Source organism: Streptomyces sp. NPDC051452, from assembly GCF_044454765.1.
Classification (GTDB): Bacteria; Actinomycetota; Actinomycetes; order Streptomycetales; family Streptomycetaceae; genus Streptomyces.
Genome location: NZ_JBITEB010000003.1, coordinates 18,128 through 33,219 on the forward strand (window position 1 = coordinate 18,128; position 15,092 = coordinate 33,219).

Annotated in this window: 12 protein-coding genes; 8 read left to right on the forward strand and 4 right to left on the reverse strand. The window is 71.2% G+C overall.

The window, feature by feature from the left end; all coding sequences use genetic code 11:
• Window positions 1-171 precede the first annotated feature (171 nt).
• Window positions 172-606 (reverse strand): hypothetical protein, encoded by a 435-nt coding sequence (locus ACIBA9_RS09505; RefSeq protein WP_399361311.1) that lies wholly within the window; start codon window positions 604-606, stop codon window positions 172-174.
• Window positions 607-763: 157 nt separating this feature from the next.
• Here ACIBA9_RS09505 and mtrA point away from each other — a divergent pair, with 157 nt between their 5' ends.
• From mtrA to ACIBA9_RS09535, 6 genes are all read left to right on the forward strand, one after another.
• Window positions 764-1,453 (forward strand): two-component system response regulator MtrA, encoded by a 690-nt coding sequence (gene mtrA, locus ACIBA9_RS09510; RefSeq protein WP_199210776.1) that lies wholly within the window; start codon window positions 764-766, stop codon window positions 1,451-1,453.
• 1 nt (window position 1,454) lies between these two features.
• On the forward strand, window positions 1,455-3,554 hold the full coding sequence (gene mtrB / locus ACIBA9_RS09515) for an MtrAB system histidine kinase MtrB (RefSeq protein WP_399361313.1): 2,100 nt from the start codon (window positions 1,455-1,457) through the stop codon (window positions 3,552-3,554).
• Window positions 3,544-5,382, forward strand: a complete 1,839-nt coding sequence (locus ACIBA9_RS09520; protein WP_399361315.1) for an LpqB family beta-propeller domain-containing protein — start codon at window positions 3,544-3,546, stop codon at window positions 5,380-5,382. Before mtrB ends, ACIBA9_RS09520 begins: the two co-directional genes overlap by 11 nt.
• Window positions 5,383-5,725: 343 nt before the next feature.
• Window positions 5,726-6,583, forward strand: a complete 858-nt coding sequence (locus tag ACIBA9_RS09525; protein WP_399361317.1) for a ComF family protein — start codon at window positions 5,726-5,728, stop codon at window positions 6,581-6,583.
• 323 nt (window positions 6,584-6,906) lie between these two features.
• Window positions 6,907-7,599 carry a ribosome hibernation-promoting factor, HPF/YfiA family gene (gene hpf / locus ACIBA9_RS09530; protein WP_399361319.1) on the forward strand — a complete coding sequence of 231 codons (693 nt, stop codon included), beginning with the start codon at window positions 6,907-6,909 and terminating at the stop codon, window positions 7,597-7,599.
• Between the two features lie 205 nt (window positions 7,600-7,804).
• Complete coding sequence (locus tag ACIBA9_RS09535; protein ID WP_399361321.1) at window positions 7,805-8,551, forward strand: response regulator; 747 nt, start codon at window positions 7,805-7,807, stop codon at window positions 8,549-8,551.
• A 62-nt stretch (window positions 8,552-8,613) separates the two neighbouring features.
• On the opposite strand, the gene ACIBA9_RS09540 is transcribed toward ACIBA9_RS09535, so the two are convergent.
• Both ACIBA9_RS09540 and ACIBA9_RS09545 read right to left on the reverse strand, forming a co-directional pair.
• On the reverse strand, window positions 8,614-9,789 hold the full coding sequence (locus ACIBA9_RS09540) for a winged helix-turn-helix domain-containing protein (RefSeq protein ID WP_399361323.1): 1,176 nt from the start codon (window positions 9,787-9,789) through the stop codon (window positions 8,614-8,616).
• 58 nt (window positions 9,790-9,847) lie between these two features.
• Window positions 9,848-10,435 carry a GNAT family N-acetyltransferase gene (locus tag ACIBA9_RS09545; protein WP_399361325.1) on the reverse strand — a complete coding sequence of 196 codons (588 nt, stop codon included), beginning with the start codon at window positions 10,433-10,435 and terminating at the stop codon, window positions 9,848-9,850.
• A 254-nt stretch (window positions 10,436-10,689) separates the two neighbouring features.
• Between ACIBA9_RS09545 and secA the strand changes: the two genes are divergently transcribed.
• The gene (secA, locus tag ACIBA9_RS09550; protein ID WP_399361327.1) at window positions 10,690-13,500 is read left to right on the forward strand and encodes a preprotein translocase subunit SecA; all 2,811 of its coding nucleotides are present in this window, start codon (window positions 10,690-10,692) and stop codon (window positions 13,498-13,500) included.
• A gap of 86 nt (window positions 13,501-13,586) precedes the next feature.
• On the opposite strand, the gene ACIBA9_RS09555 is transcribed toward secA, so the two are convergent.
• Window positions 13,587-14,207, reverse strand: coding sequence for an Rv3235 family protein (locus ACIBA9_RS09555; protein ID WP_399361329.1), 621 nt, complete (start codon window positions 14,205-14,207; stop codon window positions 13,587-13,589).
• A 333-nt stretch (window positions 14,208-14,540) separates the two neighbouring features.
• Here ACIBA9_RS09555 and ACIBA9_RS09560 point away from each other — a divergent pair, with 333 nt between their 5' ends.
• Window positions 14,541-15,053 (forward strand): DUF6912 family protein, encoded by a 513-nt coding sequence (locus tag ACIBA9_RS09560; protein ID WP_399361331.1) that lies wholly within the window; start codon window positions 14,541-14,543, stop codon window positions 15,051-15,053.
• Window positions 15,054-15,092: the final 39 nt, after the last annotated feature.

A 15,092-nucleotide genomic window follows, 5' to 3' on the forward strand; every position in this document is an offset into this window, starting at 1 on the left:
TGCCCGATCATGATCGCGGCATCCTGCTGTACAGCAGCGAAGTACAGCAACTGCGTCAGCCGTGGGTCACCGTCCTCGGTCGCTAACGCACTCATGACCAGGGCAGCGGACCCCAGCGATGTTCCCGCCCATAGTTCGCATTGAGGGGCGCCCACGTCGAGGGATGGCGGCTCAAGGCGTGATGCGGCGATCATTGCCCCAGTACGCGAGGAGGGTTCGCCGGCGGGCTCGCTTCAGTTGGTCCAGCAGGCGGGCGTACTCCTCGTCAGGCGTCTGCCAGCGGGAGTCATCCCAGTCCAGGTCCAAGTACGGTTCCACCGCTGCTAGCGCTGCCCGCATCTCCTGGGTTGCTTCGTAGTACCGCTCGAAGCCCCTGAGTGGTAGGTCCAGTTGGTAGCGCAGCGCCTCATCGCTGACGCCGATTTCGCTCTGGTGCACTTGCCTTGGGTAGGTCGCCGCCAGCTCGGCTCGGCGCACACATGCGATCGTGCGATCGATGGCCTCCCGACGTGACGTCTGCCAGCCGAAACGCGTGGTCGCCAGCGGAGCGAACACTGCCCCCACCAAGACGCCCGCCAGCGCGAGCACCGGGCCAAGCCAAGTCATCCCTCTGATCCCCCTCTGATCTGTGGTCGACCAGGCTGACATCCACCGCTGACATCAACGTCGGCGGACAGGGGCAGACAGTAGCGGCTCGGTACGACTATCGTCACGGGCCAGTGAGGTGCCTCACCTGGGCCTCTGTCGTCGTTACGAGAATGGGATGATGTCGTTTATGAAGGGACGAGTCCTTGTCGTCGACGACGACACCGCACTGGCCGAGATGCTCGGCATCGTGTTGCGTGGTGAAGGTTTTGAGCCGTCTTTCGTAGCTGACGGCGACAAGGCGCTGGCCGCTTTCCGGGAGAGCAAGCCCGATCTGGTGCTGCTGGACCTCATGCTGCCCGGACGGGACGGCATCGAGGTCTGCCGGCTGATCCGGGCGGAGTCCGGTGTGCCGATCGTGATGCTCACGGCCAAGAGCGACACCGTCGATGTGGTGGTGGGCCTGGAGTCGGGCGCCGACGACTACATCGTCAAGCCGTTCAAGCCGAAGGAGCTGGTGGCCCGGATCCGGGCGCGGCTGCGCAGGTCGGAGGAGCCGGCGCCGGAGCAGCTGACCATAGGTGACCTGGTCATCGACGTGGCCGGACACTCGGTGAAGCGGGAGGGGCAGTCGATCGCGCTGACCCCGCTGGAGTTCGACCTGCTGGTGGCGCTCGCCCGCAAGCCGTGGCAGGTGTTCACTCGTGAGGTGCTGCTCGAGCAGGTGTGGGGCTACCGGCACGCCGCCGACACCCGCCTGGTCAACGTGCACGTCCAGCGGCTGCGTTCCAAGGTCGAGAAGGACCCGGAGCGGCCGGAGATCGTGGTGACCGTCCGTGGTGTCGGTTACAAGGCCGGACCGAGCTGACATGTCCGAGGACAGTGCCGCTTCGGCTCCCGGCGCGTCCGGGGCCCGTCCGGAGCGGCCTGTCGGCCGGACGGCGGGTGCGCGTTTCAGAAGCCTCTTCGACGGCGGGCTGCTGCGCGGCGGCGTACAGGGCAGCCCGGTGCTGCGCCTGTTCCTGCGCTGGCTGCGCCGGCCGCTGCTGCCGGTCATGCGGCTGTGGCGGCGCAACATCCAGCTCCGGGTCGTCGCCACGACCCTGCTGATGTCGCTGGGTGTCGTGCTGCTGCTCGGCTTCGTCGTGATCGGGCAGGTGCGCAACGGCCTGCTGGACGCCAAGGTCAAGGCCTCGCAGAGTCAGGCCACGGGCGGTTTCGCGGTGGCCAAGCAGAAGGCCGACGAGGCGGCCGGCGCGACCGGTACGGGCACGGGTGCCGCGACGGGCAGCCCCGACGGCACCTCGACCGTGGACGGACGGCAGTCGCAGAACGTCATCCAGTGGATGAGCGACCTGGTGGAGTCGCTGTCCAGCGGCGGTGCCGGCGCGTTCGACGTGGCGACGCTTCCCGTCGGCGACGACAGCGGCGGCGGGCGCAGCCCGCGCGGTTCCGGGAACGTCAACCCCACCTCCAGCGTGCCCGCCGACCTGCGCGAGCGGGTCAACAGCGGTACGACGGCCGCCCAGAGCTACACCCGGATCGTCTACTCCACCGGCAAGGAATCCCAGCCGGCGCTGGTCATCGGCAAGCAGGTCAACGACCCCAACGGCCGCCCCTACGAGCTGTACTACCTCTTCCCGCTGACGCAGGAGGAGAAGTCCCTGAGCCTGGTCAAGGGCACCCTCGCCACCGCCGGGCTGTTCGTGGTGGTCCTCCTCGGCGCCATCGCCTGGCTGGTGGTGCGCCAGGTCGTCACACCCGTGCGGATGGCGGCCGGCATCGCGGAGCGGCTGTCCGCGGGGCGGCTGCAGGAGCGGATGAAGGTCACCGGCGAGGACGACATCGCGCGCCTGGGCGAGGCCTTCAACAAGATGGCGCAGAACCTCCAGGTGAAGATCCAGCAGCTGGAGGACCTGTCGCGGATGCAGCGCCGGTTCGTCTCCGACGTCTCGCACGAGCTGCGTACCCCCCTGACGACCGTCCGCATGGCGGCCGACGTGATCCACGAGGCGCGCGAGGACTTCGACCCGGTGACCGCGCGGTCGGCCGAGCTGCTCGCCGACCAGCTGGACCGGTTCGAGTCGCTGCTCGCGGACCTGCTGGAGATCAGCCGCTTCGACGCCGGCGCCGCGGCCCTGGAGGCCGAGCCGATAGACCTCAGGGAGGTCGTCCGGCGCGTGGTCGGCGGCGCCGAGCCGCTCGCCGAGCGCAAGGGCACCCACATACGCGTACTCGGCGACCAGCAGCCCGTCGTCGCCGAGGCGGACGCGCGGCGCGTGGAGCGTGTACTGCGCAACCTGGTCGTCAACGCCGTGGAACACGGCGACGGCAAGGACGTCGTCGTCAAGCTCGCCTCCGCGGGCGGCGCGGTCGCCATCGCGGTGCGCGACTACGGCGTCGGACTCAAGCCGGGCGAGGCGACCCGGGTCTTCAGCCGCTTCTGGCGGGCGGACCCGGCACGCGCGCGTACCACCGGAGGTACGGGCCTCGGTCTGTCGATCGCCCTGGAGGACGCGCGGCTGCACGGGGGCTGGCTGCAGGCCTGGGGCGAGCCGGGCGGCGGCTCACAGTTCCGGCTGACGCTGCCCAGGACCGCCGACGAACCGCTGCGGGGCTCGCCGATACCGCTGGAGCCCAAGGACTCACGCCGCAACCGGGGTCTCGACGAGGCCGGGCTGCCGTGCGGCGACGAGGAGAAGCGGGCGACGGTTCCGGTGCAGCAGGGCGGCGCCCAGGCGCCGGCGCTGCCGCCGCGCACCTCGACCGCCCCTCGGCTGGCCCCGGCCACGCCCGCCACCGATCCGACCGCCCTGCCCGGCAACGGCAACGGCACACGGGTGGTGCCCCGGCCCGCCGGCGGGGAGCGGCGGCCGAGCGGCACATCCACGCGGAAGCCCGGAATCGACACGGGCGCCGCCGCACCGCAGGACTCGACCGAGCCAGGGGAGGCATTTCGTGGGCGCTGACCGCGGGGGAGGCGCCAGGCGGCGTCCGGTTCGCGCGGCGGCGTACGCCGCCTTGGGGGTCGTACTGCTGGCCGGGTGCGCCTCGATGCCCGACAGCGGGGATCTGCGGGACGTGGAGTCGACACCGCGGCAGGACACCGCGGTGCGGGTGTTCGCGGTGCCACCGGCCGACGGAGCCGGTCCCGGCGAGATCATGCAGGGCTTCCTGGAGGCGCTGACCAGCGACGACCCGCAGTACGACACGGCTCGCAAGTACCTCACGGCCGACGCGGCGCGCGCCTGGCGGCCCGAGCGGTCGACGACGGTCCTCGCCAACGGGCCGAGCATCGAGACCGACTGCCAGGCGGGCGGCCGGGAGGAGGCCAACAGCGTCACCTGCGTCCTGGCCGGCAGCCGGGTCGCCACGGTCGACGAGCAGCAGGCGTACCAGCCGGCCGACGGGTCGTACCGCAAGAAGCTGCACCTGACGAAGAACCGCGAGAGCGGGCAGTGGCGCATCGACGGGCTGCCCGACGGGGTCGTCATCGGCAAGTCGGACTTCCAGCGCAACTACACCTCCGTCGACAAGTACTACTTCGCCTCCAACACGGCGGTCGGGGCGAGCGGGCAGCCGGTGGCGGTCGCCGATCCGGTGTTCGTGCGGGGCAAGGTGGATCCGATGACCCAGCTGGTCCGCTCGCTGCTGAGGGGGCCCACCACCTGGCTCAGGCCGGTGGTCAGGTCCAGCTTCCCCACCGGTACGGCCCTGCGGCCGGGCGTGTCGGGGCTGGCGCCCGACGACCAGAACAAGCTGACGGTGCCGTTGAACCTCAAGGCGTCCCAGGTCGCGGCGAGCAAGTGCACCGAGATGGCGACGCAGGTCCTGTTCACCCTGCGCAACCTCACCCCGACGCTGGACTCCGTCGAGTTGCAGGGACGCGGCGGTGAGCGGCTGTGCGATCTGACCGAGGAGCGCGCGGAGTCCGCCGCCTGGCACGCGTCGGCCAAGCGCCCCGAGTACCTGTACTACCTGGACGGCAAGCACCGGGTGGTGCGGATGCCGACGGGGAGCTCCGGTACCGGCGCGGGTGGTGTCGCGGTGCCCGGCCCGCTGGGCGAGGGTGACAAGGAGCTGCGGTCGGTGGCGGTGTCGCGGGACGAGCACACCGCGGCCGGGGTCGGCGACGGCGGCAGGTCGCTGTACGTGACCCCGCTCGCGTCGGGCGGCTCGCTCGGGCCGGCGCTGGTCACCAGCGCCGGGGCGACCCCCGCTGACCGGCTGACCACACCGAGCTGGGACGCCCGCGGCGATCTGTGGGTGGCCGACCGCGACTCCGGCCACCCGCGGCTGAAGGTCCTGGAACAGGGCATGGCGAAGCCGCAGGACGTCGCCGTTCCCGACCTGCCCGGCCGGATCGAGGACGCCCGGGTGGCGGCCGACGGGGTCCGTATCGCGCTGGTGGTGGAGAAGGACGGCAAGCAGTCCCTCCTCATCGGCCGCATCCAGCGCGACGACGCGACCGGTCAGGGCATCTCCGTGGACGGACTGCGGCCCGCCGCTCCCGACTTGGAGCAGGTCAGCGCCATCTCCTGGGCCGGGGACAGCAGTCTGCTCGCCGTCGGTCGCGAGCAGGGCGGTGTGCAGCAGATGCGGTACGTCCAGGTCGACGGCTCCGCGCTGGACGGTCCGGCTCCCGGGGCGCTCCCGGGTGTGAAGGCGATCGCGGCGTCGGAGGACGAGCGGGTGCCGCTGGTGGCGTACTCGGATGACGGGATCGTCCGGCTGCCGTCGGGGACGCAGTGGCAGAAGGTGGACAAGGACGGGACGGCGCCGGTCTATCCCGGGTGAGCGGGGCGGTGTGTACGGAGGCGACGCCCCGGTCGCCGGGCCGCTCGGGCGGGTGGACGGGGCGTGCCCCGAGCCGACGCCCCGGTTGCCGGGCCGCTCGGGCGGGGGCACGTCTGCCCCGGGCCGGTGTCGGCAGGTCCCCTCACCGGCCCTCGCGCCGCGGCGGGGCCTGCCTGCCGTGTCCTCCGGCCGCCGGGTGACCCGTCCGCTGTGACGACCGCCCTCCCTGCCCGTCTCCCCGTCCCCCGTGCGAGTGACGGGCGTCGCGGGGTGTTCGCGGTTGTCCACAGGGTGTTTTCCACAGGGGTGGTGGGCCGTCCGCCGCGTTGGCACAGTGGTGGTCATGCGGGGGTGGTGGCGGGACCTGGCCGACCTGGTGCTGCCGGCCGAGTGCGCGGGTTGCGGCGCGGTGCGTACGGTGCTCTGCCCGCGGTGCCGGTCCGCGCTGGGCGAGGGCGCGGCACGGAGGGTGCGGCCGGTACCGGAGCCGGCCGGGCTGCCGGTGGTGCACGCGGCGGCTCCGTACGCGGACGAGGTGCGGGCGCTGCTCCTCGCCCACAAGGAGCGGGGCGCGCTGTCACTCGCGGGCCCGTTGGGCACGGCTCTGGCGGGGGCGGTGCGGGCGGGTCTCGGCGTCGGCGGTGACGTCGGCAGGCCGTTCGGGACGTGGGCGGGCGGGCCCGTGCTGCTCGTGCCGGTGCCGTCCGCCCGGTGGGCCGTGCGGGCGCGCGGGCATGATCCGGTGCGCCGGATGGCGCTCGCGGCGGCCGGTGAGCTGCGGCGCACCGGCACGTCGGCCCGGGTGGTGGCCGTGCTGCGGCAGCGGCGGGCGGTGGCGGACCAGACCGGGCTGGACGCGCGGCAGCGCCTGGAGAACCTCGCGGGCGCCCTGGAGGTGTCGGCGGGCGCCGGCCGGCTGCTCGGCGCGGGCCGGGTGGTGCTCGTCGACGACCTGATCACGACGGGCGCGAGTCTCGCGGAGGCGGCGCGTGCTCTGCGGGAGGCGGCCGGATGGGGCGACGGGGTGAGAAGAGTCGTGTACGAGGCCGTATGCCGGGAAGGTAGGGAGGAACGACGGATCGGAGCGCGACCGGAGAGGGGAAAGTGGATGCACGGTGCATCGGAAATGCTGGCGGTGAACGCCGCGGAGTACGGGCTCAGTGCGGCCGTGATCGCCGCTCCGCGGGATTCTTTGAAATGAACAGGAACTGACCCCGGACCTGCATCGTTGCAGGTAGTGAGCGGGGAAATTCAACTGAACGGAGGTACGCCGCAGTAGAGGGTGACGACATCCGTCCGGGCGAGATATGTTCGGTTGTGAGGAAAGGCGCAGGCCACACCTCTTCTATCCGAATGCCGTGGCGCGGGCTTTCCGCAATCACTCGCGCCGCTGGGATGGAGATCTCGCCCATGGGGGAGGAGGAGGTGGACGTCACCGAGTCCGAGGTCCGGTGATCACCGGACCGGGTGCGAAAGGGAGATGCTCCGCCGAGACAGCGGAGCAATCCGGGAACGGAGTTCTGCGTGGACATCGTCGTCAAGGGCCGCAAAACAGAGGTGCCCGAGCGGTTCCGCAAGCACGTGGCCGAGAAGCTGAAGCTGGAGAAGATCCAGAAGCTCGACGGCAAGGTGATCAGCCTCGACGTCGAGGTGTCCAAGGAGCCCAACCCCCGACAGGCCGACCGCTGTGACCGAGTGGAGATCACGCTCCGCTCCCGCGGTCCGGTGATCCGGGCGGAGGCAGCGGCCAGCGATCCGTACGCGGCCCTAGACATGGCGGCGGAGAAGCTGGACGCCCGGCTGCGCAAGGAGCACGACAAGCGGTACTCCCGCCGGGGCGCACGCCGGATCTCGGCGGCGGAGGTCGCCGACCACGTGCCGGACGCGGCGACGCTGAACAGCAACGGCGACCCCGTCCACGAGGGCGACACGGACGGAGTGCCGACCAAGAAGATCGGCTCGCTCGAGGTGAAGGGCGACGGGCCCCTCATCGTCCGCGAGAAGACCCACGTCGCCTCCCCGATGAGCCTCGACCAGGCCCTCTACGAGATGGAACTGGTCGGCCACGACTTCTACTTGTTCGTCGACTCCGAGACGAAGGAACCGAGCGTCGTCTACCGGCGCCACGCCTACGACTACGGCGTGATCCACCTCGACACGGACCCGATGGTCACCGAGGCGCAATCCCCCGCGGCCGGCGGCACGCTGGGCGGCTGACCGCTCCCGGGCGGAAGCAGACGCGGTGCCCCTGGAGCGCGTGTGCGCCCCCAGGGGCACCGGTGTGCGACCACTTCGCGCCCCGCACGTCACCTCTGTGACCTCCGGGCATGGAATCATGGCCGGACCGGCCCAACCGGTGGGCCGCTGCCTTGGGTTGGCGATGGCACAGGACCACAGGCCACAGCCTTCAGGGGGAGGAACGATGGCGGACACCTTCGGACCGATGCGGGGCGGGGACGCCGACGACCATGACATCGGCGCGGGGCCGGACGCGGACCCGCCGCGCAAGGAGCCGATCAGGGTCCTGGTCGTGGACGACCACGCCCTCTTCCGGCGCGGCCTGGAGATCGTGCTCGCCGCCGAGGAGGACATCCAGGTCGTCGGCGAGGCGGGCGACGGGGCCGAGGCCGTCGACAAGGCGGCCGACCTGCTGCCCGACATCGTGCTGATGGACGTCCGTATGCCCAAGCGCGGCGGCATCGAGGCGTGCACCTCCATCAAGGAGGTCGCCCCCAGCGCGAAGATCATCATGCTGACGATCAGCGACGAAGAGGCCGATCTCTACGAGGCGATCAAAGCGGGCGCGACCGGATACCTCCTCAAGGAGATCTCCACCGACGAGGTGGCCACCGCCATTCGCGCGGTGGCCGACGGGCAGTCGCAGATCAGTCCCTCGATGGCGTCGAAACTCCTCACCGAGTTCAAGTCGATGATCCAGCGCACCGACGAGCGCCGGCTGGTGCCCGCGCCCCGGCTGACCGACCGGGAGCTGGAAGTCCTCAAGCTCGTCGCCACCGGGATGAACAACCGGGACATCGCCAAGCAGTTGTTCATCTCCGAGAACACCGTCAAGAACCACGTCCGCAACATCCTGGAGAAGCTGCAACTGCACTCCAGGATGGAGGCCGTGGTCTACGCGATGCGGGAGAAGATCCTGGAGATCCGCTGACCCGGTGACCCGCCGGCCCGTGATCCGCTGAACCGGAAGCGTTTTGCCGGGGATCCGCGTGGTCAGCCGATGGCGTGGACGAGTTCTCTCGCCAGAGGCTCACGCAGGTCGGGTGTGTCCACGCGTTCGACGCGGACGTCCGTGCAGTTCACCCAGGATGCCGCCTCGACAAGGGCCTGGGCGACCGCCGGGACCGCCTTCGGGCCGTCCAGGGTGACCTGCCTGGCCACCAGGGTGCGGCCCTCGCGGGCGGGGTCGACGCGGCCGACCAGCCGGCCGCCGGCGAGTACCGGCATGGCGAAGTAGCCGTAGACCCGCTTGGGTTTGGGGACGTAGGCCTCCAGGCGGTGGGTGAAGCCGAAGATCCGTTCCGTGCGCGCCCGCTCCCAGACGAGCGAGTCGAACGGCGACAGCAGCGTCGTGCGGTGACGGCCGCGCGGGGGCGTCGCCAGGGCCCGCGGATCCGCCCAGGCGGGCTTGCCCCAGCCCTCCACCTCGACCGGGACCAGACCCGAGTCGGCGATCACCGCGTCGACCTGCTCGCCCTTGAGGCGGTGGTAGTCGGCGATGTCCGCGCGCGTGCCGACCCCGAGGGCCTCGCCGGCCAGCCGGACCAGACGGCGCACGCACTCGCGGTCGTCCAGCTCGTCATGGAGCAGCGGCTGTGGGATCGCCCGCTCGGCGAGGTCGTACAGCCGCTTCCAGCCGCGCCGCTCGACGCACACCACCTCGCCGTACATCAGCGCCCGCTCCACGGCGACCTTGGTGCCCGACCAGTCCCACCAGTCGTTCGTCTTCTTCGCGCCGCCCAGTTCCGTGGCGGTCAGCGGGCCTTCCACGCGCAGCTGCTTGATGACCTGGTCGTAGGTGCCTTCGGGGAGTTCGTGGCCCCAGTGCGGCCGGTTTCGGTAGGCGCGGCGGCGGAAGGCGAAGTGCGGCCACTCCTCGACGGGGAGGATGCACGCGGCGTGCGACCAGTACTCGAACGCGTGCGAGTCCTTCCAGTAGGCGGACTCGACCGGCTTGCGGCCGACCGCGCCGAGCCGGGCGTACGGCACGAGTTCATGGGACCGGGCCAGCACCGAGATCGTGTCGAGCTGGACCGCGCCGAGCCGGCGCAGCACCCCCCGCACACCGGCCCGCCGGTCTGGCACGCCGAGGAAGCCCTGGGCTCGCAGGACGATACGGCGGGCGTCGTCCGCGGTGAGACTGAGGGCGGGGCGCGGAAGGGTCGTCATGTCGTGGACGATAGAGGGTGCCACTGACAGTCGGCTGTGAGCTGTGGCTTCGCCGGCCCTAGGCGCGCGGGGCGGGCAGGTACGGCGCCGTGGACGGCAGGCCCAGATCGCGGGGGAGCAGGGAGCCGACCCAGCAGTCGCGGCGGACCCCCTTGTTTTCGAGTCCGCAGCGCAGGGTGCCCTCGATGGTGAATCCCGCGCGCTCGGCCACCGCGCGGGAGGGGTGATTGCCCACCTCGGCGCGCCATTCGACCCGGTCGACGCCGACCTCGGTGAAGATCCAGCGGCAGGCGGCGAGCGTGGCCTCGGTGACGTATCCCCGGCCGCGGTGGTCACCGGCCGCCCAGAAACCCACCTCCGCCATGCCCGGCGAGTGCCTCGTCAGGCCCAGCATGCCGGCCAGGTCCCCGCCGCCCGGCCGCCCGTCGGCCAGGAAGACGCCGAAGGTGAACATCGAGCCCCGCGACCACCCGTCGGGGACCAGCTCCTCCGTGAAACGGCGGGCGTCCTCGTGCCGGTAGGGGGAGGGGACCACCGTCCAGCGCTGGATGCCGGGATCCTGTGCGGCCCGGTACACCGCCTCGGTGTCCGCGGGGCCGACGGTGCGCAGCAGAAGGCGGTCGGTGGTGAGGGTCACGGGGTCCATCGACCGATTCTGCTCACGGCCCCGCGCGCGGGCCACCGGTTTTCGCGACGCGCGAGCGCCTGATCACATTTCGTGCAATTCCTCGTTCGGAGGCGGCACCATCCGCTTGCCACGGCCGTTGTCCTGGTTGAAGCAGCCGTCGGGCCGCCAGGCCTCCCGGCGCGGGCGGGTCCTCGCATACGATGGCGGTTGCTCAGTACGTCAGAAGGAAAACCCGACCGTCCCAGGCCCGACCGGCAAGGAGACCAGCCCCCGTGTCCGTCCTCTCGAAGATCATGCGTGCAGGCGAAGGCAAGATCCTGCGCAAGCTGCACCGCATCGCGGACCAGGTCAACTCCATCGAAGAGGACTTCGTCGACCTCTCCGACGCCGAGCTGCGCGCCCTCACCGACGAGTACAAGCAGCGGTATGCCGACGGGGAGACCCTGGACGACCTGCTCCCCGAGGCGTTCGCCACCGTCCGCGAGGCCGCCAAGCGCGTCCTGGGCCAGCGGCACTACGACGTGCAGCTGATGGGCGGCGCCGCCCTCCACCTCGGTTACGTCGCCGAGATGAAGACCGGTGAGGGCAAGACGCTCGTCGGCACCCTGCCCGCGTATCTGAACGCCCTCTCCGGAGACGGCGTCCACCTCATCACGGTCAACGACTACCTGGCCGAGCGCGACTCCGAGATGATGGGCCGCGTCCACAAGTTCCTGGGCCTGGAAGTCGGCTGCATCCTCGCCAACATGACGCCGGCCCAGCGCCGCGAGCAGTACGCGTGCGACATCACCTACGGCACGAACAACGAGTTCGGCTTCGACTACCTGCGCGACAACATGGCGTGGTCGCAGGACGAGCTGGTGCAGCGCGGCCACAACTTCGCCATCGTCGACGAGGTCGACTCGATCCTCGTCGACGAGGCCCGTACGCCGCTGATCATCTCCGGCCCCGCCGATCAGGCCACCAAGTGGTACGGCGACTTCGCCAAGCTGGTCACGCGCCTCAAGCGCGGCGAGGCCGGCAATCCGCTCAAGGGCCTCGAGGAGACCGGCGACTACGACGTCGACGAGAAGAAGCGCACGGTCGCCATCCACGAGTCCGGTGTCAGCAAGGTCGAGGACTGGCTGGGCATCGACAACCTCTACGAGTCGGTGAACACCCCGCTCGTGGGTTACCTGAACAACGCCATCAAGGCGAAGGAACTGTTCAAGAAGGACAAGGACTACGTCGTCATCGACGGCGAAGTCATGATCGTGGACGAGCACACCGGCCGAATCCTCGCCGGCCGTCGCTACAACGAGGGCATGCACCAGGCGATCGAGGCGAAGGAAGGGGTGGACATCAAGGACGAGAACCAGACCCTCGCCACGATCACCCTGCAGAACTTCTTCCGCCTCTACGGCAAGCTCTCCGGCATGACCGGTACGGCGATGACCGAGGCCGCCGAGTTCCACCAGATCTACAAGCTCGGCGTGGTCCCGATCCCCACGAACAAGCCGATGGTCCGCAAGGACCAGTCGGACCTGATCTACCGCACCGAGGTCGCGAAGTTCGAGGCGGTCGTCGACGACATCGCCGAGAAGCACGAGAAGGGTCAGCCGATCCTCGTCGGCACGACGTCCGTCGAGAAGTCGGAGTACCTCTCCCAGCAGCTCAGCAAGCGCGGCATCCAGCACGAGGTGCTGAACGCCAAGCACCACGAGCGTGAGGCGTCGATCGTCGCCCAGGCCGGCCGCAAGGGCGCCGTGACGGTGGCCACCAACATGGCCGGCCGAGGCACGGACATCAAGCTCGGCGGCAACCCCGACGACCTCGCCGAGGCGGAGCTGCGCCAGCGCGGCCTGGACCCCGAGGAGCACATCGAGGAGTGGGCGCACGCCCTGCCCGCCGCCCTCGAGAAGGCCGAGCAGGCGGTCAAGGCCGAGTTCGAGGAGGTCAAGGAACTCGGCGGCCTCTACGTCCTCGGTACCGAGCGGCACGAGTCGCGCCGGATCGACAACCAGCTGCGCGGCCGTTCCGGCCGTCAGGGCGACCCCGGCGAGTCCCGGTTCTACCTCTCGCTCGGTGACGACCTGATGCGCCTGTTCAAGGCCCAGATGGTCGAGCGCGTGATGTCCATGGCGAACGTGCCCGACGACGTGCCGATCGAGAACAAGATGGTCACCCGCGCGATCGCGTCCGCGCAGTCGCAGGTCGAGCAGCAGAACTTCGAGACCCGTAAGAACGTCCTGAAGTACGACGAGGTGCTCAACCGGCAGCGCGAGGTCATCTACGGCGAGCGCCGTCGCGTCCTGGAGGGCGAGGATCTGCACGAGCAGGTCCAGCACTTCATGGACGACACGATCGACGCGTACGTCGCGGCGGAGACCGCCGACGGCTTCCCCGAGGACTGGGACCTGGACCGGCTGTGGGGCGCCTTCCGGCAGCTGTACCCGGTGAAGGTCGTCATCGACGAGCTGGAGGAGGCCGCCGGCGACCGGGCCGGTCTGACCGCCGAGTTCATCTCCGAGTCCATCAAGGAAGACATCCACGAGCAGTACGCGGCCCGTGAGGCGCAGCTCGGCTCCGAGATCATGCGTGAGCTGGAGCGCCGGGTCGTGCTGTCGGTCCTCGACCGCAAGTGGCGCGAGCACCTCTACGAGATGGACTACCTCCAGGAGGGCATCGGCCTGCGCGCGATGGCGCAGAAGGACCCGCTGGTCGAGTACCAGCGCGAGGGCTTCGACATGTTCACCGCGATGATGGAGGGCATCAAGGAGGAGTCCGTCGGCTACCTGTTCAACCTGGAGGTCCAGGTCGAGCAGCAGGTCGAGGAGGTCCCGGTCGAGGATGCCCAGCCGGTCGGCGAGGGTGTGCAGGACACGGTGCCGGCGCAGGCCGGGGCGCGCCCCGAGATCCGGGCGAAGGGCCTGGACGTGCCGCAGCGGCGTGAGCTGCACTTCTCCGCACCCACGGTGGACGGTGAGGGCGGCATCGTCGAGCGCGACCTGGACGACGACGAGCCGGTTCGGTCCGAGTCCGACGGCCTGACGCGGGCGGAGCGGCGCAAGCAGGCCAAGGGCGGTCGCCGCCGCAGGAAGTGACACCGGCGTCTTGAGCTCTGGTGGGGCCGGGTCTCCCTTCGGGGGGCCCGGCCCTTCCGCGTCCGCGGGGTGGGAACGCGGCTGGGTCAGTGTGCGGCGGCGGCGGTCGGACGGGACGGGTTCGTGGGGCCCGCCTCCACCGCCGTGCAGCGCCAGCGAAGGTCGGGGCCCTGCTCCAGGCGGAAGGCCAGGGCCCGGAGTTGGCCGCCGGCGGCGATGCGGGCGAAGGCCTCGATGGCGCCGTCCCGCGGGACGAAGTAACCGATGTCGTGGACGACGGGACGGGTGCCCCGGGTGCGCAGCGGGCCGAGGGCGGCGAGACGGGCCAGATCGTCGTAGGCGCGCCCGGCGGTGTGGCGGAGCATCCAGTGGACGGGGCGCTGGCCGCTCAGGACGGCCACCAGACGGTCCGCGAACAGGTCGGTGGGACGCGGCTGCCATGCGGCGGGGTCGGGCAGCGTCCGGGCCGACTGTGGGCCGGTAGGGGGGCTGGGCGTCCGGGGGGCGTGGGCCGCTTCCGGGTGGGTGGGCGTACTCGGTGCGGTGGTGCCGGACGCACGGCCGGCGGGAGCCGGGGCGGTGGTGCGGCGGGCGGTGTTCCTGCTCGGCGCGCGCGGCGGTGCGCCGGCCGGTCGGCGGGTGTCGTGGCGGGTCGGCGGGCGGTGCCGCGGGCGGGGCTGGGCGGCGCGGTTCATGACCTTGTTCATGACGATCCCCGTTCGGCGGGCCCGGGAGATACCGGGCGGTAACCAGCTGTCGAGGATCTTGTACGGGGACCGGGGAGGGGCTGGCAAGGAAGGCGGGGGCGGTGTGCGGGGGGCGGAGGAGTTCACTCATCAGAGGGGCGGGCGCCTGCGCGGACCGTGCGGTGAGGCGGCGACACCGGGTGAGTTTCCGGCGCGGGCTTGACGCTCGCGGGGGTGCGGGCGGGCGCCCGAAAGGGGACGGACGCACGTATCCTGAAGGCCCTCCCGGATGCGGGCCGGCCGGGCTCTCCCCGGGGCCCGGCGGGGCCTTCGACCAGGAAAGAGCGGCCAGCCATGCGCGTCTACGTCCCCCTGTCCCTCCCCGCTCTCGCCGAGGCGCACAAGACGGGTGAGCTGGGGAGCGGCCCCTTCGTCGCGTATGCCGTCACGCCCGCGCTGCGCGAGTGGTACCTCTCCGACGACATCGAGGAGCTGGAGTACGCGGCGCTGAGCCGGGCCGCCCAAGCCTCGCTGCGGCTGCTCGCCGCCGACCCGGGTGCGCAGCGGCGCCGGGTCGTGGTCGCCGTCGACGTGCCCGACGGCGCCGCCACCGCCGACACCGGCCGCGGGTCCGACCCGGCGGCGCTGGGCGAGGTGACCGTGGCGTCGGCGGTGCCGCTCGCGAAGGCGGCCGCGGTGCACGTCGACGCCGACGACGCGGAGGCGGAGGTCGCCGCGGCGGCGGACGCCCTGGCGGCGGCGGACGGCGGGGACGACGACGCGCAGTACGTCGTCGACGAGGCGGACGACCACGAGCTGCTCTGGTACGCCACGCAGGAGATCCCCAGCCTGGTCGGGCAGGCCTGAGCCGGGCGGGCCGCGGGAATTGTCGGTGGGCGCGGGTAC